The organism is Glacieibacterium frigidum (genome assembly GCF_007097155.1).
In the GTDB taxonomy this organism is placed as follows: domain Bacteria; phylum Pseudomonadota; class Alphaproteobacteria; order Sphingomonadales; family Sphingomonadaceae; genus Glacieibacterium; species Glacieibacterium frigidum.
Window position 1 is genome coordinate 1653738 of the sequence record NZ_VJWA01000001.1, and the last position, 21574, is coordinate 1675311.

Below are 21574 nucleotides of genomic sequence, written 5' to 3' on the forward strand. Positions count from 1 at the left end.
GTGCGTCCAGGCAGTATCGAGATCGGACCGCAGCGTTACCGCGAGAGTTTCGGCCGCTTTTACGAGGAGTTCATCGTCGGCGACGTTTACGAACACCGCCCCGGCCGGACGATCACCGACTACGACAATATTCAGTTCACGCTGATGACGATGAACACCCATCCGGCGCATTTCGACTATGAATTCGCCGCCAAGACCGAGTTCGGCAAGCCGCTGGTCTGCTCCCCGCTCACCGTCGCGCTGATGGTCGGCATGTCGGTCAGCGACGTCAGCCAGAAGGCGGTCGCCAATTTGGGCTGGGACAATATCCGCCTGACCCACCCGCTGTTCCCCGGCGACACATTGTACGCCGAGAGCGAGGTCGTCGAGAAACGCGAGAGCAGCTCGCGCCCCGAACAGGGCATCGTCACCGTGCGGACCACCGGCAAGAACCAGCACGGCGATGTCGTGTGCACCTTCAACCGCTCGATGCTGATCTGGAAGACGGGTTGCGGACCGATGGAATCATGACGACTGCAAGGCCTGCGATGGACCCGGCGGAGGAAACCGCGCTGCTCGATTCGATCCAGAAATGGGTCGACCGCGAGGTGCGGCCCGTCGTGATGCACCATGACCACAACGACATCTGGCCCGCCGAACTCGTCGACCAGATGGCCGAGATGGGTCTGTTCGGCGCGACGATCGGCAGCGAGTACGGCGGCCTCGGCCTGCCCGCGACGACGTACGCGAAGATCGTCTCGCAGATCGCGTCCTACTGGATGGCGATCACCGGCATCTTCAACTCGCACCTGATCATGGCGGTCGCGGTCGAGCGGTTCGGGACGCCCGAGCAAAAGGCCGAATGGCTGCCGAAGTTCGCGACCGGCGAAATCCGCGGCGGGCTGGCGCTGACCGAGCCCAACGCCGGCACCGACCTGCAGGCGATCCGCACGACTGCCGTGCGCGACGGCGACGATTACGTGATCAACGGCACCAAGACGTGGATTTCGAACGGCCTCAACGGCTCGTGCTTCGCGCTGCTGGTCAAGACCGATCCCAAAGCCGAGCCGCGCTACAAGGGCATGAGCCTGTTCATCGCGCCCAAGGGCCCGGGGTTCACGACCGGCAAGAAGTTCGAGAAGCTCGGCTACAAGGGCATCGATTCGGCCGAGCTGATCTTCGACAACTACCGCATCCCGGCTGCAAACCTGATCGGCGGCGTCGAGGGCCAGGGGTTCTTCCAGGCGACCGGCGGCCTCGAACTGGGCCGCATCAACGTCGCGGCGCGCGGCGTCGGGTTGGCGGAAGGGGCGCTGCGCCTCGCCACCGACTATGCCCAGCAGCGCCAGACGATGGGCAAGCCGATCGCCGACCACCAGGCGATCCAGCTCTACCTCGGCGACATGGTGACCCGCGCCCGCGCCGCGCGGCTGCTGACCTTCGATGCGGCGGAAGCCTACGACCGCGGCGAGCGCTGCGACATGCAGGCGGGGATGGCCAAGTATTTCGCGTCGGAAGCGGCGGTGAAGAACAGCCAGGAGGCGATGCGCATCTACGGCGGCTACTCCTATTCGAAGGAGTATGAGATCGAGCGCTTCTACCGCGACTCGATGCTGATGTGCATCGGCGAGGGCACCAACGAGATGCAGCGCATGATCATCGCGAAGCAGTGGGTGAAGCGGAATCCCGCTTGAGCCCGACCCTCCCCCTCACCGGCACGCGCATCCTCGCCTCCGAGCAGTACGGCGCAGGTCCCTACGGCACGATGTTCCTGGCGCAGCTCGGCGCCGAGGTCATCAAGCTCGAACCACCCAAGGGCGGCGACAGCGCGCGCGCCACCGGGCCGTACTTCCTGGGGGCGGACGACAGCCTGTTCTACCAGACGTTCAACCTCAACAAACGCTCGCTGACGCTTGATATCCGGACGCAATCGGGAAAGGCAGTTCTGCACCGGCTGGTCGCCAAGGCCGACGCGGTGACCAACAATGCGCGCGGCGACTTGCCCGCGAAGCTCGGCCTCGACTATGCGGCGCTGGGCCGAGTGAACCCGGCGATCGTCTGCGTCCACGCCTCCGCCTATGGCCGCGAGGGGCCGCGCGCCAGCTGGCCGGGGTACGACTATCTGATGCAGGCCGAGGCCGGGTTCATGTCGGTGACCGGAGCGCCGACCGACCCGCCGACGCGCTTCGGCCTGTCGATGGTCGACTTCATCACCGGCACGATGCTGGCCACCGCGACGCTCGCGGGGCTGAAAGAGGCGGCGGCGACCGACAAGGGCCGCGACTTCGATATTTCGCTGCTCGACGCGGCGCTGCACCAGACGAGCTATCCGGCGTACTGGTATCTCAACGAGGGCTTCGTCACCGGACGCGCCGAGCGGTCGGCGCACCCCAGCGTGACGCCGTCGCAGACCTTCCGCACCGCCGACGGCTGGGTCTTCGTGATGGCGCAGCTGGCGAAGTTCTGGGTGCTGCTGACCGACGCGCTCGGCGTGCCGCACCTGCAGGGCGATGCGCGCTTCGCGACGATGCCGGCGCGGCTGGAAAACCGCGACGCGCTGACCACCATACTCGACGGCATCTTCCTCCAGCATCCGACCGCGCACTGGGTCGCGAAGCTCGGCGGCATCGTGCCCGTCGCGGCGGTCAACGACCTCGCCCAGGCGCTCGACGGCGCGGGCGACATGGTCGACACCGTAGCGCACGCCGCGCGCCCCGAGGGCCTGCGCGTGCTGAGCAATCCGATCCGCATTGATGGCGCGCGCCTGCCCAACCGCGCCTCCCCCGCGCTGGGCGCCGACACGCAGGCGATCCTCGACGAGGCGGGGTTCACATCCGCCGAGATCGCCGCGCTGCGTGCCGACGGCACTGTGTGAGATGGGCAAGCTGGCCGGCATTCGCGTCGTCGACCTGACGCTCTTCCTGCCCGGCCCGATGATGACGCTGATGATGGCCGAAGAGGGCGCGTCGGTAATCAAGGTGGAGCCGCCCGGCGGCGATCCCGCCCGCGCCATGCCGCCGTTCGGCGACCGGGGGTCGCTGTGGTTCGACGCGCTCAACCGCGGGAAGATCTGCGTCGAGCTCGACCTCAAGTCGGACGCCGGCAAGGCGGCGCTGTGGGACCTGATCGACGAGGCAGACGTGGTCGTCGAGGGCTTCCGCCCCGGCGCGATGGCACGGCTGGGGTTCGAATATGCCGCGGTCGCAGCGCGCCGGCCGTCGGTCGTCTATTGCTCGATCTCGGCCTTTGGCCAGGCGGGGCCGCGCGCGCATCACCCGGCGCACGACCTGGCGGTGCAGGCGCTAAGCGGCTTCCTCAGCGTCAACGACGGCCCCGGCGGGCCGGTGGTGCCAGGCGTGCCCGCCGCCGACGTCGCGGCGGGCCTCACCGCGCTGTCGGCGGTACTGATGGCGCTGATCGGGCGCGCCGCCACGGGCCGCGGCGATTATGTCGACGTGTCGATGTTCGGGTCGCTGCTGCCGTGGAGCGCGCATATCGCCGCCGACGCCATGCGCGGCGGCCCTGCCCCGCGCTCGGCCGAGCAGCGTTCGCTCGGCGGCGCGGCCTTCTACCAGGTTTATGCGTGCAAGGACGGTGGCCATGTCACGCTGGGCGGGCGCGAGGCGAAATTTGTCCGGACATTGCTCGAGGCGCTGGGCCGCCCCGACCTCATCGCGCTCGGCGACGCCCCCGCGGGCGAGGCACAGGCCCCCTTGCGCGACTTCCTCGCCGCGACCTTCCTGACCCGCACCCGCGACGAATGGACCGCCTGGTTCGACGGTCGCGACGTCGCCTTCGCCCCCGTCCTCGACTTCACCCAGGCCTTCGCCGCCGCCCCTGATGCAATCGTCGACGGCCGGGTCAAACCCGCGATCCGGTTCGCCTCGTGCTAGACGTCGGTGTGCATCGCATAGGCGAAGCGGTCGCCGGGGTGGTGGCTGACCGAAATCTCGACGAAGCCCCCCTCCTTGCTCATATAGCAGCGCACGATGCGCAGGCATGGGCTCCGCTTCGGCACGCCCAGCGCTGCGGCGATCTCCTTCGACGCCGGCACCGCCTGGATGTCCTGCGTGACGCGCGCGATGCGGATCCCCGCTGCCGCCTCGAGCTGACGGAACAGCACGCCTGCCGCGGGGTCGATGCTGGCCGCGGCGCGGGCGTAGGCGCCGTTGATGTACGCGTCGATGTGCGCGATCGCGGTCTCGTCGCGGTCGTGCCGGCGGACGCCGCCGAAGTGCACCCAGCGCTGGTCGGGATCGAGGCGCAGTTCGGTGATCAGCGCGCGCGGCAGGGCCTTCAGGCCGTGCGGGGCATAATCGACCCGCGTGTCGCGCGCGTATTGCAGGATCTCGTCGAGGTTCGACAGTGGCTGGTGCAGCGTCGTGCGCTCGGGCGCCTTCAGCGTCGTGCCCGACCCGCGCCGCCGCTGGATCAGCCCCTCCGCCTGCAGCGCGCGCAACGCTTCGCGCACCGTGAAGCGGCTGACGCCGTAGCGCGCGCACAGCACGCTCTCGGTCGGAAACTGGTCGGCGGGAACGGTGCCCTTGGCGATCCCGTCGCGCAGTTCATCGGCAAGCAGCATATAGCGCGGCTTGGACTTCGTCTCGGCTCCCTGCACGCCGTCACTCTCCCCCTGCGGTCGCGGCCGCGATGAACAGCTATAGCCTGATCGAACGCGTTGCACAGCATTTGCAACGCCGTGTCGAGGATGCGACGCGGGCCCGCGCGCGGCTGCACCTGCTCGACTGGCTGGGCTGCGTTGCAGGAGCGCGCCAAGGGCCGGTTGCCGACATGGCACGCACCGCCGAACGCGACGTGCTGACCCGCACGGCGTTGCTCGGCAACGTGCTGGAAATGGACGACGTCCACCGCACCGCGCTCCTCCACCCCGGCCCCGTCGTCTGGCCCGCGGCGCTGTCGGCGGTACGCGAGACCGGCGGCACCATGGCCGACCTGCTCGACGCCGGCGTGCGCGGTTACGAGGCGATGATCGCCATCGGCGCGACCTTCGACGCGCACCACTATGCGCATTTCCACAACACCTCGACCGCCGGCGGCTTCGGCGGCGCGGCGGCGGCGGCTTCGGCGTTCGGACTCGATGCGCAGCGGACCGGCTGGGCGCTCGCCAATGCCGGCTCGACCGCGGGCGGGCTGTGGGCGATGCGCCATGCCGACACGATGACCAAGCAGATCCACGCCGCGCGCGCCGCGCTGGAGGGCCTGTGGTTTGCGCGGCTGGCGCGCGCCGGGGCGAGCGGACCCGTGGCGGTGCTCGAGGGGCCGCAGGGCCTGTACGCGGCGACCGTGCGTGAGCCGCGCCCGCTGGTGCTCGGCGACGGGTGGCGGATGGCAGAGGTCAGCTTCAAGCCCTGGGCCGCGTGCCGCCACGTCCATCCGGCGATCGACTGCGCACTCGACCTGCGCGCGGCCGGGCAATTGTCGGGCAAGATGCAAGTCGCGACCTACGCCGATGCGCTGGCGTTCTGCGACAACCCGCACCCGGTGACCGAGGCACAGGCGAAATTCTCGCTCCAGCACGGCGTCGCTGTGATTGCGGCGGGGCGCGACGCAGGGCCCGAGGATTTCACGCTGGCGGCAATCGAGGCTCTCGCGCCGCTGCGGGCGCAGGTCACGGTAACCGAGGATGGCGCGATCACAGCGCGTTACCCGGCGCATTTCGGTGCCAGCCTGAGCTGCGGTGGGGGATCGGTGGCACTGGTCGACACGCGCGGCGACCCCGAGCGGCCTGCCAGCGAAGCACAGATCGTGGCCAAGGCGCGGTCATTGATCGCTTGGGGCGGGCTCGGCGACGGCGACCATAGCATCGAGGCCGCGATGCATGGTGATGACCCTCGCGCGCTGCTCGCCTTGCTGGACGCGTGGCTGTGACCGCGACCGCCGACCTGCTCGACTTCGCCGCCGCCGAGCACCGGCTGCCGCCCGCGACGCGCGCGGCGACGCTGCGGCTGCTCGGCGACACGCTGGCGGTCGGAGCGGCGGGAGCGACTGCGCCCGGGGCGGCGGGCGTGCTCTCAGCGGCGCGCGGTTGGGGAGCCGGCGACGACGCATGCCTGCTCGGGCACCGCGGCACCCTGCCCGCGCCGTCGGCGGCGTTCGTCAATGGTTTCAACATTCACTGCCTCGAATGGGATGCGGTGCATGAAGGCGCGGTGGTGCATGCGCTGTCGGTCGTCACTGCCGCCGTCGCCGCCGCGTGCCACCGGCGCGGCAGTGTCGATCCCGAGGAAGCCCTCACGGCGATCGCGGTCGGCGTGGATATTGCAGCCGGTCTCGGCATCGCCGCGGAAAGTCCGCTGACCTTTTTCCGTCCTGCCACTGCGGGCACGATAGGCGCAGCGCTCGCGGTGGCGCGCATAGATGGGGTCGGTGCAGTCGCCGATGTCCTCGGCCTCGCCCACGCGGCGTGCGCGGGCACGATGCAGGCGCATGTCGAGGGCTCGATCGCCCTGCCCCTCCAGGTCGCCAACGCCGCGCGTGCCGCGGTCGCCGCGGTCGATCTGGTCAAGGCCGGCCTGACCGGCCCGCACGACGCCCTCGCAGGACCGTTCGGCTATTTCGCCCTGTTCGATCGCGGCGACCTGTCGACCTACACTGCTGGCCTCGGCACCCGCTGGCTGATCGACGAGGTCAGCACCAAATCCTGGCCGAGCGGTCGCGCCAGCCACGGCGTGCTCGGCGCGCTCGCCGCGCTGCGCCCCGAGATCGGCGGGCTGGTCGCCGCCATCGAGGCGCGCGTCCCAAGCCTCGTCATCCGCCTGGTCGGGCGTCCGCCGCTGGCGGAGATGACACCCGCCTACGCCCGCCTGTGCCTGCCCGTCCTTGCCGCGCTGATGCTGCGCGACGGCCGGATCGACCCGCGCGCCTTTACCGACCTGCCGCCGCCCGCGCCGCTGACGCTGATTGACGATGGCAACCCCGATCCCAATGCGTTGTCGCCCCAGTATGTCATGGTGACACTCGCCGACGGTACCCGCCTCGAACGCGCCGTGCCCGCGACGCCGGGCAGCCCGGGGGTGGACTTCGATGCGACCGCCAAGCTCGCCCTCGCCCGCGAGCTCGCGCCGCACGCCGACCCGCGCATCTACGACGCCCCTCTCGACTGGTTGACCGCCGCATGACCTACCCGACCTATTTCGAGACCTTCGACGCGCGCGCGATGCTGGCCGAGTATCCGGTCGGCGACGCCTTCGTGGCGCGCTACACTGCGATGAGCCGCGACGAACTGCGCAGCCAGCAGGAGGTGCGCTTTGCCCGGCTGATGACGCGCGGTTGGCAGATCCCCTTCTACCAGCGCCTGTGGGGCGAGCGCGGCATCGAGGCGGGCGATGTTAAGGGCCTCGACGACATTACGAAGCTGCCGGTTTACGACAAGGCCGACCTGATGGCGTCGATCGCCTCGCATCCGCCCTATGGCGATTTCGCCGGGATCGGCGGCGCCGATCGACCGCCGCAGATCCTGCACACCACGAGCGGCACGACGGGCCGCCCGCAGGCGCTGCTGTTCGGGCCGAAGGGGCGCGAGATCACCAATTTGCTCGTCGGCCGGATGTACCGCTGGCAGGGTCTGCAGCCATCCGACGTCGTCCAGTCGGTGTACGGCCACGGTGTGATCAATGGCGGGCACTACATCCGCGAGGCGGTGACGCATTTCACCAACTCGATCTTCCTGTCTGCGGGCACGGGCATCGAGACACGCTCGGCGGCGCAGGTCCGGCTGATGGCCGATTTCGGCGTTACGGTGCTCGTCGGGTTCGTCGATTACCTGAGGAAACTCGCCGAAACCGCGCGCGACGAAGGACTTCTCGAGCAGATCAACGTCCGCATGATCTGCGGTCATCTCGGGACCGAGGATCGCGCCTCGGTCGAGGCGGCGTGGGGCGGCGCGAAGGCGTACGACTGGTACGGCGTCGGCGACACCGGCAGCATCGCGGGCGAAGGCCCCGAACGCGACGGGCTGTACGTCTGGGAGGACGCGCAATATCTGGAGTTGCTCGACGTCCAGTCGGGCGCAGCGGTCGCGCCGGGCGAGACCGGCGATATGGTCGTGACCTGCCTGTTCAAGGACGATGTCGCGCCGTGCATCCGCTTCAACACTCACGATATTTCGCATGAGGTGCTGGGCGCAAACGCCACGGGCATGGCGTTCCGGCGAATCGCGGGGTTCAAGGGGCGCAGCGACAATATGGTCAAGCTGCGCGGCATCAACGTCTTCCCGCACGCGATCGGCGCGATCATCGAGAACCGAAGCGAATTGACCGGCGAATTCGTCTGCCGCGTGGCGCGCGACGCCGCCGGGCGCGATGCGATGACGGTAGTGCTGGAGGCGAAGGTCGGCGACGCGGCGGCACTCGTGGCGCTGCTGCGCCAGGGGCTGGGGGTCGAGGTCGAGGTCGAATTGTGCCCGCCCGGTGGCACCGCGGCGCTGACGCAGATCGACGTGCGGCAGAAGCCGATCCGCCTGATCGACGAGCGCGGCCTGTGAGCGCCGTCGCGCGCGTCGAGGCGGCGCTCGTGCGGATCGCGCGGTCGGACCTGCGCGCGTTCGTCGATCTCGACCGGGAGGCGGCCTTGGCGGCGGCGCGGGCCAGCGATGCGCGGTCGGCGCCGCTGCCGCTCGACGGCGTGACCTTCGGCATCAAGTCGAACATCGCCGTCGCCGGCCTGCCTTGGACGGCGGGCATGGCGCTGCACCGCGAGCGTATCGCGGCGAAGGACGCTGCGGTGGTGACGCGGCTGCGTGAGGCAGGCGCGATCATCCTCGGCACCGTCAACATGCACGAGGCGGCCCTCGGTGCGACGACCGACAATGCGTTTTTTGGTCGAACGCTCAACCCGCACGATACCGGCCGCACGCCCGGCGGATCGTCGGGGGGGAGCGGTGCTGCCGTGGCAGCGGGCCTGTGCGACGCGGCGCTGGGGACCGACACATTGGGGTCGGTGCGCATTCCCGCGGCGTACAACGGGGTTTATGGGCTGAAACCCACCCACGGCGCGGTCGACGACGACGGCCTCGAGCCGCTGGCACGCGACCTCGACGCCGTCGGGCCACTGGCGCGCTCGCTCGATCTGCTTGAACGGGTGTGGGGAGTGATCGGTACACCTTCCGCAGGCCACGCGAAGCGCCTCGTGCTGCTCGACGAACTCGCCGGCGTCGAAGTCGAGTCCGCGGTCCGCACCGCCTACGACCGCGCCGTGGCGGCGCTCGACCTGCCCCGCTCCTCGCTGACGCTGCGCGACACGCCGCAAACGATCCGCCTTGCGGGCTTCATCGCCGCAGGGCGCGAACTTGCTGCCGACCTTGGCGACCACGACCCAGCACTGATCTCGCCCGAACTGCGTTACATGCTGAGCTTCTGCACCGGTGCGGCCCCCACCCCCGACGTGCTGGCGCGAACTCGCGAGACGCTGCTGGACGCCCTCGGCGACGACGGCGTACTGCTGACCCCCACCGCGCCACAGGCCGCCTTTGCGCACGGCCGCGGTCCGGTGAACCAGGCCGATTTCACGGGCCTCGCCAATATCGCGGGCTGCCCGGCGCTCAGCCTCCCCGCGGGACGTGATGGCGACGGCATGCCGGTCGGCGTGCAATTGGTCGGCCCGCCGGGCAGCGAGGGCACGCTGTTCGCGCTCGCCCGCACCCTCGACGCCGCACTCGACGGCTATGCACCGCCCCCGGAGGCCCCATGAGGTTTGCAGGCAAGACCATCGTCGTCACCGGCTCGGGCAAGCAGCGCGGGCTGGGCCAGGCGATCCTGCGCCGCTTCGCCGACGAAGGCGCGAACTGCGTCGTCTCCGACCGCGTCGTCGACGACGAGACGAAGGCAGTAGCGGCGGAACTGGGCGCCGCCGCCTTTGCATGCGATGTGAGCGATGCCGCGCAATGCACTGCACTGGTTGAGCAATCGGTGGCGCGATTCGGCAGCGTCGACATCTTCGTCAACAATGCCGGCATCGGCTTCATGATGACGCCGCTGCTCGACGTCGACCCCGCCGACTGGGACCGGGTGATCGGCGTCAATCTGTCGGGCGCTTTCTACGGTACCCAGGCAGCAGCGCGCGCGATGATCGGCGCGGGGAACGGCGGGCGGATCATCAATATCGCGAGCCAGGCCGCCAAGACCGGCTTTCCTCACATGGCGAGCTATTGCAGCTCGAAGCACGGCATGATCGGCCTGACGCGGGTCGCTGCGATCGAGCTGGGGAAGCACGGCATCACGGTCAACGCGGTGTGCCCGAACCACGTCACCACCGGCCTCGGCGCGCAGCAGAACGACTATTTCTCGAAGCTGCTCGGCTTCGACAGCGTCGAGGCCTATCTCGCCAGCATGGCAGCGAAGAACCCGATGGGGCGGCCGGGCCTTGCCAGCGACACTGCTGCCGCGTGCGCCTGGCTGGCGTCGGACGATGCTGCGTACATCACCGGCGAAGCGATCAACGTCAGCGGCGGCGAGGAGATGCACTGATGGTGCCCGAGAGCATCGCCTGGCCGAACGGCGCGCGGCTGGCGCTGAGCCTCGTCGTCAACGTCGAGGAAGGCTCCGAAATGTCGGTGGCGCGCGGCGACCGGGGCATGGAGCCGGTCGATGAGCTGGGTGTCTTCGTGAAGTCGCCGATCCGCAACTATGGCAACGAATCCAATTATCTGTACGGCATCAAAGCAGGGGCGCCGCGCGTCGTCGGGCTGCTGCGCGACCTGAAAGTCAAGGCGAGCTGGACGGTCGCGGCAATGAGCCTCGAGGAGCATCCCGACCTCGCCCGCGCCATCGTCGAGCTCGGCCACGAGCCCGTCAGCCACGGGTGGCGCTGGGTCCACCAGTTCAAGATGGACGAGGATGCCGAGCGCGCCTTCATCGCGCGCGCCGTGACCTCGATTGAGGCGACGACCGGCACCCGCCCCTACGGCTGGCTGAGCCGCTATCTCCACACGCCGAACACGCGCCGGCTGCTGATCGAGGCGGGCTTCCGCTATCACATGGACGATTATTCGGGCGACGTGCCGTTCTGGGACCGCGACACGGAGCCCGGACGGCCGATCGCCATCGTGCCGTACCAGCTCGACACCAACGACATGAAGATGTGGACCGACCCCGCCTACACTCCAGACGCCTGGCTGGCGTACGCGATCCGCAGCTTCGACCAGCTGCACCGCGAGGGCGGGCAGATGATGAGCCTGGGGCTGCACCTGCGCATCATCGGGCGACCGGGGCGGTTCTGGGCGCTCGAGGCGTTCCTCGATCATGTCGCGTGCACGAGCGACGTGTGGGTCGCGACGCGGCTTGAGATCGCCGACCATCTGGCAAAGGTTGAGCCGGCATGAGCCTGACGCTGACCATCGACGGCGCCGTCGCGCACCTGGGCATCGATCGGGCGGCCAAGCGCAACGCCTTCACGCAGGCGATGTGGGAGGCGTTTCCCGGTCAGCTCGCACAGGCCGTCGCGGCACCCGGCGTGCGCGTCGTCGTCCTCGAAGCCGCGGCCCCCGGGGCATTCTGCGCGGGGGCCGACATCGGCGAGTTTTCGACCGGCTCACGCGATCCGGCGTGGCGCGCCGCGAACGCCGCCGCGATCCGCCGTGCGCAGTACGAGCTGGCGCGCGCCGAAAAGCCCGTGATCGCGCTGGTCGAGGGTGACTGCATCGGGGGCGGCTGCGGACTGGCGATCGCCTGCGACATGCGCGTCGCGAGTGCTTCGGCGCGGTTCGGGATCACGCCGGGCAAGCTCGGCCTCGTCTATTCGCTCCACGATACCAAGCTGCTCGTCGATCTCGTCGGCCCGGCGCAGGCGAAGCGCATCCTGTTCACCGCCGGGCTGCTCGACGCGGCCGAGGCGCAGCGCATCGGGCTGGTCGAGATCGTGGCGGATGATGCGCGCGGCGCGGTCGCCACGCTGTGCGCACAGATCGCCGCCGCCTCGCCGCACAGTGTGGGGGCGAGCAAGAAGATCGTGCGCCGCATCCTCGACGGCCAGGCCGACGACGACGACGCCAGCCTCGCACTGTTCGGCGAGGCGTTCACCGGCCCCGATTTCGAGGAGGGCGTCGCGGCATTCCTCGCCAAGCGCCCGCCGGTGTTCGGATGAGCCACGGTCGCATCATCGGCGCGACGGTAACGACGCCCGATCTCGACGCCGCGCTCGGCGACTACCAGGGTCACCTCGGCCTGCGGCTGGTCGAGCGCGGCACGGTATCCGAGGCACTGGCAAACAGCTGGGGCACGCCGGGCAGTGCCGGGTCGGCGTACGCGACGCTGCAGCCGGTCAGCGGGCACCCATGCCTGCTGCGCCTCGTCGAACAGCCGGTGCCCGCCGATTTCGTGCCCGTCCGCACCTATGGCTGGGCAGCGTACGAGATTACGGTGCAGGACGTCTTCGGCTGGCCCGCGAAGCTGGCGGGGAGCGGGTTCGACCTTGTGGGCCCGCCGCGCGCAATCGAAGGCCTGCCCTATTTCGTTGCGATGCAGATGCTCGGGCGCGGGCGCGAGATGATCTACCTGAACGAGGTCGCGTGCGACACGCCGACGTCGGACCTGCCGCGCGCCGCCAGCCCGGTCGACCATGTCTTCATCGTCATCCTCGCGACGCCCGATGCGGACGCGACCTGCGCCTGGTACCGCGACCGGCTACGCCTCGACATCGGGGGCACGTACGAGATCGAATACACGATGATCAACCACGCCTTCGGCCTGCCGCCGTCGCACATCACGCGGCTCGCGATGATGCAGAAGGGCCGCATGCCGATCGTCGAGGTCGACACCTACCCCGATGCGGCGACCGTCCGCCCGGGGCCGGCGGACCGGCTGCCGGCGGGCAATGCGCTGGTGACGCTCGAGGTCGACGACCTCGATGCGCTCGATCTGCCGCTCATCGCTCCGCTGCTGGTGCTGGGCGGGAAGCGGACCGCGACCGTGCGCGGACCGGCTGGGGAGTTGATCGAGCTGGTTGAGCTGGGCGGCACCTGACTCTCACGTCGTCATCCCGGCGAAAGCCGGGACCCATCTCTGGAACTCAGGTGATGGGTCCCGGCGTGCGCCGGGATGACGAGCAGACCGTTACGGCAGCAGCAGCGTCGACCCCGTCGTCGCCCGCCCCTCGAGGTCGCGGTGCGCCTGCGCGGCGTCCTGCAGCGCGTACGTCTGCCCGATCGTCACCTTCAGCACGCCGCACGCCAGCAGGTCGAACAGCCGAGCCGACCCCGCCGCACGCTCGTCGGGGGTGGTGTAGTAATCGAACAAGGTCGGCCGCGTGCTGAACAGCGAGCCCTTGCGCGCCAGGATGCCGAGGTCGACGCCGCCGACCGGCGCATCGGCATTGCCGTAGCTGGCGATCAGCCCGCGCCGCCCGGTCGCGTCGAGCGACGCGGCCCAGGTCGCCATGCCGATGCCGTCGAAGGTGACGCGCACCCCCGCGCCCCCGGTCAGCTCACGGACGCGCGGTGCAATCTCCTCGTCGCGGTAGAGAATAATGTGATCCGCCCCTGCGGCGCGCGCGATCTCGGCCTTCTCCTCGCTTCCGACCGTGCCGATCACCGTCGCGCCGACATGCTTGAGCCACTGCACGAGCAGCAGCCCGACGCCGCCCGCCGCGGCGTGCACCAGCACCGGCCAGCCCGCCTCGACGTGCGCGCAGCGTTCGACGAGGAATTCGACGGTGCAGCCCTTGAGCAGCGCCGCCGCCGCGGTGCGGTCGTCGACGCCGTCGGGCAGCTTGAACAGCGCCGCACCAGGCAGGTTGCGCGCAGTCGCATAGGCGCCCAGCACCGGCCCGAAGGTGGCGACGCGGTCGCCGGGCGCGAAGCCGGTGACCCCCTCCCCGACTGCCTCGACGACGCCCGCCGCCTCCATGCCCAGCCCGCTTGGCAGGGGCACGGGATAGATGCCGCGCCGGTGGTAGGTGTCGATATAGTTGAGCCCGACGGCGCGCGTGGCGAAGCGCACCTCGCCGGCGCCGGGCGGCGGCAGGTCGACCTCGACCCATTCGATGACCTCGGGCCCGCCATGGGCCTTCATCTGCGCCGCCAGTGCCATCACTGCGTTCCTATCGCCGCCGACTCGATCAGCACCACCTGGACCTCGGCGAGGCCGTCACGCAGACGCTTGACCTCGGCATACTCAGGCGAGTTCCAGAACGCCAGCGCGGCCGCCTTGTCGGGCCATTCGGAAATGACCAGCGACGCGCCGTCGCCGAACTGCCCCTCCAGCCCCATCGCGCCGGGCGCACGCAGCACGTAGCGCCCGCCGAACTGCGTAACGAGCACTGCCGCCGCCTTGCCATAGCCCGCGATGAACGCCTCGCGGTCGGCGATCTTCGCGGTGACGACCATGTACGCGGGCATCAGGGTTTCTTCGCCGCTGCCGCCGCGGCGCGCTGCGCCTCGACACGCTTCTTGTAGACCGTCCACGTCGTCTCGTTGGGCCGCGCGTCGTCGCCCGGCGGCGGCGCGGTATAGGTCGGGTAGTTGAGCGCGATCTCGTCGCGGATCACCGCGGGCAGTTCGGCGTAGGATTTGAGCTTCGCGCCCATCGCGTTGAAGACGATGCCGCCCTGCCGCCCGCGCATCTTCATCCACGGCATCCAGTCGGAGATGCGCACCCATGACACGCTGGGATAGGCAGTCGGGTATTTGGTATCGAGCAGTTCGTCAGCGCGCGAGGCGAAGTCGAAGATCTCCATCGCGTGATACTTGCCGCCGATGTAGTCCTGAAAGTCGCCCGCCAGCACGTTGTGATAGAAGAGCGGCACCTCGATCCGCATCTGCGCCCATGGCCCCATGAGCTTCAGGTCGATCGTCGCGGGCTTGCCGTCGACGCCGATCGGGAAACTTGGCCGCGAATTCACGGGGTCGTTGGCGATCTGCATCACCTCGACCTTCTCCCCCGTCCAGGGATTGAGCCATTCGCGGACGATCTTGCCGGTCGCGGGATCGGTGAAGAACATCACTTCGCGGCTGACCTGACGATAGCCCTTGCCGCGCACCGGATCGCTGACCGCGACGCACATGCGGATGTTCATGCCCTCGCCGTCGAAGAGATGCCGGTCGGGCTCGCCGGTGACGCGCGAATAGACCGCACCCGACCAGTAATAGACCGCAGGCTCGCCGTCCTTCGCGCCGCACTGGGTGCGCTTCTGCAGCTCGACCGCGTCGGCGGGGACTGCGGGGTCGAGGATGCGCGCGGCGGCGGGGGCCGCGATCAGCGCGGCGAGGGCGAGGGTGCGGATCATCATCGGGTCTCCAGGTCCTTGTTTACCTTGTCGATCGTGCAGCTCGCCTGCATCCAGCGCAGATTGATGCCGATGCGCCGCGCCGACGGATCGGCCCAGCTATAACTCTCGGCGATGTCGGGACTGCCCGGCTTGTGGACGTACAGGACGAGGCTGGGCTGGTTGGGCCCGCTCGGCCAGACCACGTTGCGGAGGCGGAGCACCACCGGCGCAGCACCGGTGTCGCCGCCGCCGAAGGCGACGCGGCCGCCCTGGTCGTGGAGCTTCAGCGTGCGTTCGAACAGCCAGTCTTCGCTGCCATCGGCCTTCTTCGCGGCGCGCGGCACCGATCCCCAGCACGTTACCGGGCGACCGCGGCGCAGCTGGGTGGTGCGGCCGTCGGCGAAGGTCAGGGTGAGGCGCGACTGCGCACCGCTCAGCGTGCCGCTCGGCAAAGTGGCCGGACGCCCATAGGCGTCGACTGCAGCGACCCCGCCCGCGCCGATCTTCAGCCCCGTCCACGGTGCCGCAGGGCGCTTCGCGGCACGGTCGAAGTAGACCTCTTCCTCGTTGGTGAAGACGCCCGGCGCGATGCCCGGCGGTGCGGTCAGTGCCGCAGCCGCCCCCGCCATCAGTGCCGCCAGCATCATCGCCCTGCCCCCACGCCGCGCACGCTAACCCAAGCCCGGCGACTTGCAAAGCTGTCCGGACAAATTCGGTGCGGCGCGATGTCCGGCTTGGCGTGGACGACGCGTGCGCCTAGGTGGCGGGCATGGCCAGCATCGCCCTGCCCCTAGCCGAAACGCGCGCACGTCCGCTGGCAATCGCCAACTGGCTGCTCGGCGTCGCGGCTCTGGTGTTTCTGATCGTCGTCGTCGGCGGCATCACGCGCCTGACCGAGTCGGGCCTGTCGATGGTGCGCTGGGAGCCGATCAGCGGCATCGTCCCGCCGCTGAATGCCGCCGACTGGGCAGCCGAGTTCGCGGCGTACCAGGCGAGCCCGCAGTACACTAAGATCAACGCCGGGATGACGCTCGAGGCGTTCAAGGAGATCTACTTCTGGGAATACGTCCACCGCGTGCTGGCGCGGATCTTCGGCGTCGCGCTGCTGCTGCCGCTGCTGTGGTTCGCGGTGAAGCGCGCGATCCCGGCGGGCTATGGATGGCGGCTGGGCGGCATCCTGGCGCTCGGCGTGCTGCAGCCGGTGGTCGGCTGGTGGATGGTCGCGTCGGGCCTCGTCGACCGGCCGTCGGTGGCGCACGAGCGGCTGGCGATTCATCTCTGCCTCGCGCTGACGATCATGGGCGCGTGCATCTGGACCGCGCTCGACCTGCGCGAAGGCCGCGCGCGCCTTGCCGGCTGGGCGGCGCCGTTCCTCGCGCTGCTCGGCGTGCAGATCGTCTGGGGTGCGTTCACCGCGGGCCTGCGCGCCGGCCATGCCGCCGACACCTGGCCGCTGATGCTGGGGGCGCTGGTGCCGCCGCTGGGGAGCATCATCGACGATCCGGTCAGCGTGCAATGGGTGCACCGCAGCCTGGCGTGGTTCGTCGCCGCCGCGGCGCTGTGGATCGCGGTGCGCGAGGGCGGACGGCGAGGCGCGCTGCTCGGCGGACTCGTCGTGCTGCAGTTCGCGCTTGGCGTGCTGACGGTCGTCGGTGGCGTGCCCATCGCGATCGCGGCGGCGCATCAGGCGGGGGCGGCGGCGCTGCTCGCGGCGACGTTGTGGCTCGCGCACCGGGGGCGGGCATGAACGTCCTCGGGCGCCCGCTGCAGTCGTGCTCGACCGACCCGATGACGGGCTGGACGCGCAACGGCTGCTGCGAAACCGGCGCGAACGACCGCGGCGTCCACACCGTCTGCGCCGAAGTCACCGAGGAGTTCCTGACCTTCAGCAAGAGTGTCGGCAACGACCTGTCGACGCCGCGCCCCGAATTCAACTTCCCCGGCCTGAAGCCCGGCGACCGTTGGTGCTTGTGCGCTCCGCGTTGGGAAGAGGCGCGCATCGCCGGCTTCGCGCCGCTCGTCGTGCTGGAGGCGTGCCACATGGGCACGCTCGAACACACCGCACTCGGCCACCTTCAGGCCCATGCGGTAGAATAATACCGGCGCTCAAACCCGCCTATTTCCTTGCTTTGCGCGAGGTGATCGGCGATAGGCACTCCGGTACCGGTCAGCCGTCGCTGGCCGGTTTTGCATTTCGAGAGGGCATCATGCCGACCAACCTATCCAAGACGACCGCGGCGGCGAAGCCCGCCGAGGTGGTCAAGCAGTGGCTGCTGATCGATGCCGAGGGCCTCGTCGTCGGCCGGCTCGCGTCGATCATCGCCGACCGCCTGCGCGGCAAGCACAAGGCGAGCTTCACCCCCCACGTCGATTGCGGTGACAACATCATCGTCATCAACGCCGAGAAGGTGAAGTTCACCGGCGGCAAGGCGGGCAAGAAGATCTATTACCGTCACACCGGCCACCCGGGCGGCATCAAGGAAGTCACCGCGGCGAAGCTGCTCGAGGGGCGCTTCCCGGAGCGTGTCATCGAGAAGGCCGTCGAGCGCATGGTGCCCCGTGGCCCGCTCGGCCGCCAGCAGATGCGCAACCTGCGTGTCTTCGCCGGCCCCGACCATCCGCACACCGCGCAGGACCCGCAGGTCCTCGACATCGCGGCGATGAACCCCAAGAATCTGGCGGTCCGCGTGGCCGTCACTGCTGAACAGGCGAGCGCATAATGTCCGACGATCGTCAGAGCTTTGCCGACCTGGGCGCCGCGATGGATATCGCGCCCGCCGGTCACGATGGCGTTTCGCCTGCGCCGCTGCGCGAGCAGCAGATCGACGCGCAGGGCCGCGCCTACGCCACCGGCAAGCGCAAGAACGCCATCGCGCGCGTCTGGCTCAAGCCCGGCAGCGGCAAGATCACCGTCAACGGCCGCGATCAGGAGGTGTATTTCGCCCGCCCGACGCTGCGCCTGGTGATCAACCAGCCGTTCGACATCGCTGAGCGCCGCGAGCAGTTCGACGTCGTCTGCACCGTCGTTGGCGGCGGCCTGTCGGGCCAGGCCGGCGCGGTCAAGCACGGCATCGCCCAGGCGCTGACGCGCTACGAGCCGACGCTGCGCACCGTCGTCAAGCACGCGGGCTTCCTGACGCGCGATCCGCGCGTCGTCGAGCGCAAGAAGTACGGCAAGGCCAAGGCCCGCCGCAGCTTCCAGTTCTCCAAGCGGTAAGCGGCCGACGCCAAGGTGGAATTTGCTCTTCAGCGAATTCCACCTTGGCGACGGACTCGCGTCCGCGCTGGCCGGCGGAGCGGCGGGTACACCGCCGCCCGTCCGACGGCGCGGCTTTGCCGCGACGTACCCGGCGCGCCCCGCTGTTAACACATTTTTATATTGACGTTCACGTAACGACTTCTTAACCCCGCCCCGCGCCGGTCAGGGCGCGCAGCTTTTTGGGGGCCTTCTCATGTCGTTCAAGTCGCTCGCGGCGTTGGCCGCGCTTACGCTGCTGCCCGTTTCGGCCAGCGCCGCCGTAACCCTCGTCACGACGCAGAGCGACGACGCCGCGTTCGAGGGCGCGGGCGGTTTCTTGCAGACCTATTACAACCTGCCGCTCGAAGGTAACACGGCGCTGCCGCCGCTCGAGCGTGCGGTCGGCCAGGTCAAGACCGGCACAAACACGCGCCGCGGCCTCCACACGCCGGTCGCAGGCTCCGGCCTGCCGACGCCCGCCGGCACCGGGGTCACCCAAGCGCTGACCAACTTCGGCGCGTTCGGCGGCGGCAGCGACACGAACTTCGCCAGCGGCGTGCCGGTGGCCTTCACCTTCAGCCGCGTCGGCACGACGATCACCTACACCGTCGGTGCGGATACGTGGAGCGACACCAAGGCCTATTACGCCGACATCGACGGCTTCGAGGCGCGTATCCGCTCGAACGTCCCCACCGCTGGCACGCCGACCGACAGCCACGGCATCACCAACCTGACGCTGACCGACGCGGTGACCGTCGCGCAGTCGCTCGGATCGCTCAACGCTGCGGACGGTGCGGTGGCGATCAAGCTGTGGAGCGGGCTGACCGGCGATTTCACGCTGAGCGGCAGCTATGTCTTCGCGTGGACGGGCGGCCAGCCGACCGGCGCGCGCCTCGCGTCGCAGATCAAGCTGCTTGACCTCCCCGCCACGGTGCCCGAGCCCGCGAGCTGGGCGCTCATGATTGGCGGCTTCGGCCTGGTCGGCGCGGCAATGCGCCGCCGGGTCGCTGTGACCACCTAGGACGCTTCCAGCATCGGGCGCGGCGGTGTATTCGGTGGCTCCATCCGCCGGAGACACCCCGCCTTGCCGCTGTCGCGCCTCCTGATCCTGCTGTTCGCAGCGCTGTTCGCCGTCCCCGCCGCGGCCGCCAACGTCGCGGTGACGATCGCCGCGGAGAGTGCGCGGCCAGCGCCGGGCAAGCCGCTCGCCATCGCGCTGACCTTCGCGCCCAAGCCGACGTGGCACACCTATTGGAAGAACCCAGGTGACGCCGGGATCGAGACCCAGGCCGCGTGGACGCTGCCGCCGGGCGCGACCGCGGGGGTCTTGCGCTATCCGGTGCCGGGTCGGCTGCTCGTCTCGGGCCTGATGAATTACGTCTATGAGGCGCCGCAGACGCTGCTGGCCGAGGTGCAGGTGCCCGCGACGGCGAGCGGCACGTTCCCGGTTGCGGTCAAGCTCGACTATCTGGTCTGTACCGACGAGATCTGCGTGCCCGAGAGTGCCAGCGTCGCCACCACCCTGACCATCGGCGACGGCGCCCCCGACCCGGCGCAGGCCGAGACCTTCGCTGCCGCGCGCCGGGCTATGCCGGTGCCGCTCGCCGAGGCGGCGCGCTACACGGTAACCGGCGAGCGCGTCGCGATCGGCGTGCCGATGGCGGGGCTGGAGAAGGTCCGCGGCGCCTATTTCTTCCCGCTCCGGGACGGCATCGTCGATTATAGCGCCGCGCAGGTCGTGACCCGCAGCGGCGACCTGCTGCGCATCGAGACCAAGGGCGCGCCGACCGGGCGGATCGACGGCGTGCTGCGCATCGAGCGCGAGGGCGAGGCGCCGCGTGGCTTCCTCGTCGCCGCCCAGCCCGGCACGGTGCCGGCCGCGGGTACGCCGCTGGCTGCCGCTGCCGACGACAGCGGTGCGGGCGCGATGGCGTTCCTGCCCGCCTTCCTGCTCGCTGTGGCAGGCGGCATTCTGCTCAACGTCATGCCGTGCGTCTTCCCGATCCTCAGCCTCAAGGCGCTGAGCCTCGCGAAGGGCGGCACCAGCGACCGCACCGCGCGGCGCGACGCGCTCGCCTATGCGGGCGGCGTCATCCTCGTCTGCGTCGCGCTGGGGGGGGCGATCCTCGCGCTGCGGGCCGGCGGCGCACAGGTCGGCTGGGCGTTCCAGCTGCAGACGCCGGAGGTCATCCTCGGCCTGCTGCTGCTGACCACGGCGATCGCGCTGAACCTCGCGGGGCTGTTCGAGGTGAGCCTGCCCGGCGGCGGCGCGGGGCAGCGCCTCGCGAGCCAGGGCGGTGCGGCGGGGAGCTTCTGGACCGGCGCGCTCGCAGCCTTCGTCGCGACGCCGTGCGCCGGGCCCTTCATGGCGACCGCGCTGGCGGCGGCGCTGGTGCTGCCGCCGCTCGCCGGCCTGGCGGTGTTCGCCGGGCTGGGGCTTGGCCTCGCCCTGCCCTTCGTTCTCATCGCGTACATCCCGGCACTGCGCCGCCGCCTCCCCAGGCCGGGCGCCTGGATGGGGACCTTCCGACGTATCCTGAGCGTGCCGATGTTCCTGACCGCGCTGGCGCTAGCGTGGGTGCTCGGGCGGCAGGCCGGGATCGACGGCATGACGCTGGGGCTGGCGGGCGCACTGGCGCTCGGGCTGCTGCTGTGGTGGATCGGCACCGCACAGGCCAAGGGCCGCCCGGTCTGGGTGCCGCTCGGCGGTGCAGCGGTCGCGGCGGTGCTGGCGATCATCGCCCTGCCCACTGCCGGCCCGGCGACCGCGCAGGTCGCGTCCGCGGGCACCCTCGCCGCCCAGCCGTTCAGCGAGGCCCGCCTTGCTGCCTTGCGCGCCGCGGGCACCCCGACCTTCGTCTATTTCACCGCCGACTGGTGCCTGACCTGCAAGGTCAACGAGCGCGGTGCCCTGCGCGATGCCGATGTCGCCAAGGCCTTCGCCGCCGCCGGGGTGACGACGCTGGTCGGCGACTGGACCAACGGCGATGCCGAGATCGGCCGCTTCATCGACGCGCGCGGCGCCGCGGGGGTGCCGCTGTACCTGTTCTACCCGCGCGGGGGGGAGTCGACGACGCTGCCCCAGATCCTCACGCCCCGCACCCTGATCGACACTGCAACCACCTGAAGGAGAGACCG

General features: G+C 69.9%; 23 protein-coding genes. 18 read left to right on the forward strand and 5 right to left on the reverse strand.

The window, feature by feature from the left end:
- The 4 genes from FMM06_RS07930 to FMM06_RS07945 are packed head-to-tail and all read left to right on the forward strand — an operon-like array spanning position 1 to position 3872.
- Entirely contained in the window at positions 1-510 is a 510-nt protein-coding gene (locus tag FMM06_RS07930; protein WP_144236725.1) for a MaoC family dehydratase, read from the forward strand.
- Entirely contained in the window at positions 507-1673 is a 1167-nt protein-coding gene (locus FMM06_RS07935; protein ID WP_144236726.1) for an acyl-CoA dehydrogenase family protein, read from the forward strand. The genes FMM06_RS07930 and FMM06_RS07935 overlap by 4 nt, the downstream gene beginning before the upstream one ends.
- On the forward strand, positions 1670-2854 hold the full coding sequence (locus FMM06_RS07940; protein ID WP_144236727.1) for a CaiB/BaiF CoA transferase family protein: 1185 nt from the start codon (positions 1670-1672) through the stop codon (positions 2852-2854). The genes FMM06_RS07935 and FMM06_RS07940 overlap by 4 nt, the downstream gene beginning before the upstream one ends.
- Complete coding sequence (locus FMM06_RS07945; protein WP_235889152.1) at positions 2835-3872, forward strand: CaiB/BaiF CoA transferase family protein; 1038 nt, start codon at positions 2835-2837, stop codon at positions 3870-3872. The genes FMM06_RS07940 and FMM06_RS07945 overlap by 20 nt, the downstream gene beginning before the upstream one ends.
- On the opposite strand, the gene FMM06_RS07950 is transcribed toward FMM06_RS07945, so the two are convergent.
- Entirely contained in the window at positions 3869-4597 is a 729-nt protein-coding gene (locus tag FMM06_RS07950) for a GntR family transcriptional regulator (protein WP_235889154.1), read from the reverse strand. The two genes, FMM06_RS07945 and FMM06_RS07950, sit on opposite strands and share 4 nt — an antisense overlap.
- Positions 4598-4629: 32 nt before the next feature.
- Here FMM06_RS07950 and FMM06_RS07955 point away from each other — a divergent pair, with 32 nt between their 5' ends.
- Genes FMM06_RS07955 through FMM06_RS07990 form a run of 8 tightly spaced genes read left to right on the forward strand, consistent with a single transcriptional unit; the run spans position 4630 to position 12956 of the window.
- The gene (locus tag FMM06_RS07955) at positions 4630-5868 is read left to right on the forward strand and encodes an MmgE/PrpD family protein (RefSeq protein ID WP_144236729.1); all 1239 of its coding nucleotides are present in this window, start codon (positions 4630-4632) and stop codon (positions 5866-5868) included.
- Positions 5865-7118: an MmgE/PrpD family protein gene (locus FMM06_RS07960; RefSeq protein ID WP_144236730.1), complete on the forward strand. Its 1254-nt coding sequence runs from the start codon at positions 5865-5867 to the stop codon at positions 7116-7118. Before FMM06_RS07955 ends, FMM06_RS07960 begins: the two co-directional genes overlap by 4 nt.
- Entirely contained in the window at positions 7115-8482 is a 1368-nt protein-coding gene (locus FMM06_RS07965; protein ID WP_144236731.1) for a phenylacetate--CoA ligase family protein, read from the forward strand. Before FMM06_RS07960 ends, FMM06_RS07965 begins: the two co-directional genes overlap by 4 nt.
- Positions 8479-9687: an amidase gene (locus tag FMM06_RS07970; RefSeq protein WP_144236732.1), complete on the forward strand. Its 1209-nt coding sequence runs from the start codon at positions 8479-8481 to the stop codon at positions 9685-9687. The genes FMM06_RS07965 and FMM06_RS07970 overlap by 4 nt, the downstream gene beginning before the upstream one ends.
- Entirely contained in the window at positions 9684-10463 is a 780-nt protein-coding gene (locus tag FMM06_RS07975) for an SDR family NAD(P)-dependent oxidoreductase (protein WP_144236733.1), read from the forward strand. The genes FMM06_RS07970 and FMM06_RS07975 overlap by 4 nt, the downstream gene beginning before the upstream one ends.
- Entirely contained in the window at positions 10463-11317 is an 855-nt protein-coding gene (locus tag FMM06_RS07980) for a polysaccharide deacetylase family protein (RefSeq protein WP_144236734.1), read from the forward strand. Before FMM06_RS07975 ends, FMM06_RS07980 begins: the two co-directional genes overlap by 1 nt.
- A complete protein-coding gene (locus tag FMM06_RS07985; RefSeq protein ID WP_144236735.1) occupies positions 11314-12078 on the forward strand; it encodes an enoyl-CoA hydratase/isomerase family protein in 765 nt (254 codons plus the stop codon). Before FMM06_RS07980 ends, FMM06_RS07985 begins: the two co-directional genes overlap by 4 nt.
- A complete protein-coding gene (locus tag FMM06_RS07990) occupies positions 12075-12956 on the forward strand; it encodes a hypothetical protein (RefSeq protein ID WP_144236736.1) in 882 nt (293 codons plus the stop codon). The genes FMM06_RS07985 and FMM06_RS07990 overlap by 4 nt, the downstream gene beginning before the upstream one ends.
- Before the next feature lie 90 nt (positions 12957-13046).
- Here the strand turns inward: FMM06_RS07990 and FMM06_RS07995 are convergent, their stop codons facing one another.
- The 4 genes from FMM06_RS07995 to FMM06_RS08010 are packed head-to-tail and all read right to left on the reverse strand — an operon-like array spanning position 13047 to position 15845.
- Positions 13047-14021, reverse strand: a complete 975-nt coding sequence (locus FMM06_RS07995; RefSeq protein WP_144237147.1) for a quinone oxidoreductase family protein — start codon at positions 14019-14021, stop codon at positions 13047-13049.
- Complete coding sequence (locus tag FMM06_RS08000; RefSeq protein ID WP_144236737.1) at positions 14021-14329, reverse strand: DUF1330 domain-containing protein; 309 nt, start codon at positions 14327-14329, stop codon at positions 14021-14023. The genes FMM06_RS07995 and FMM06_RS08000 overlap by 1 nt, the downstream gene beginning before the upstream one ends.
- Positions 14329-15219 carry a DUF1838 family protein gene (locus tag FMM06_RS08005; RefSeq protein WP_144236738.1) on the reverse strand — a complete coding sequence of 297 codons (891 nt, stop codon included), beginning with the start codon at positions 15217-15219 and terminating at the stop codon, positions 14329-14331. Before FMM06_RS08005 ends, FMM06_RS08000 begins: the two co-directional genes overlap by 1 nt.
- Positions 15216-15845, reverse strand: coding sequence for a hypothetical protein (locus FMM06_RS08010; protein ID WP_144236739.1), 630 nt, complete (start codon positions 15843-15845; stop codon positions 15216-15218). The genes FMM06_RS08005 and FMM06_RS08010 overlap by 4 nt, the downstream gene beginning before the upstream one ends.
- A gap of 122 nt (positions 15846-15967) precedes the next feature.
- Between FMM06_RS08010 and FMM06_RS08015 the strand changes: the two genes are divergently transcribed.
- From FMM06_RS08015 to FMM06_RS08040, 6 genes are all read left to right on the forward strand, one after another.
- Entirely contained in the window at positions 15968-16945 is a 978-nt protein-coding gene (locus FMM06_RS08015; protein WP_144236740.1) for a COX15/CtaA family protein, read from the forward strand.
- Complete coding sequence (locus FMM06_RS08020) at positions 16942-17295, forward strand: DUF2237 family protein (RefSeq protein ID WP_144236741.1); 354 nt, start codon at positions 16942-16944, stop codon at positions 17293-17295. The genes FMM06_RS08015 and FMM06_RS08020 overlap by 4 nt, the downstream gene beginning before the upstream one ends.
- Before the next feature lie 110 nt (positions 17296-17405).
- A complete protein-coding gene (rplM, locus tag FMM06_RS08025; protein ID WP_144236742.1) occupies positions 17406-17918 on the forward strand; it encodes a 50S ribosomal protein L13 in 513 nt (170 codons plus the stop codon).
- The gene (gene rpsI / locus FMM06_RS08030) at positions 17918-18415 is read left to right on the forward strand and encodes a 30S ribosomal protein S9 (protein WP_144236743.1); all 498 of its coding nucleotides are present in this window, start codon (positions 17918-17920) and stop codon (positions 18413-18415) included. Before rplM ends, rpsI begins: the two co-directional genes overlap by 1 nt.
- Before the next feature lie 235 nt (positions 18416-18650).
- Entirely contained in the window at positions 18651-19457 is an 807-nt protein-coding gene (locus tag FMM06_RS17175) for a choice-of-anchor W domain-containing protein (RefSeq protein ID WP_235889156.1), read from the forward strand.
- A 63-nt stretch (positions 19458-19520) separates the two neighbouring features.
- Positions 19521-21563 (forward strand): protein-disulfide reductase DsbD family protein, encoded by a 2043-nt coding sequence (locus FMM06_RS08040; RefSeq protein ID WP_144236744.1) that lies wholly within the window; start codon positions 19521-19523, stop codon positions 21561-21563.
- Positions 21564-21574 lie beyond the last annotated feature (11 nt).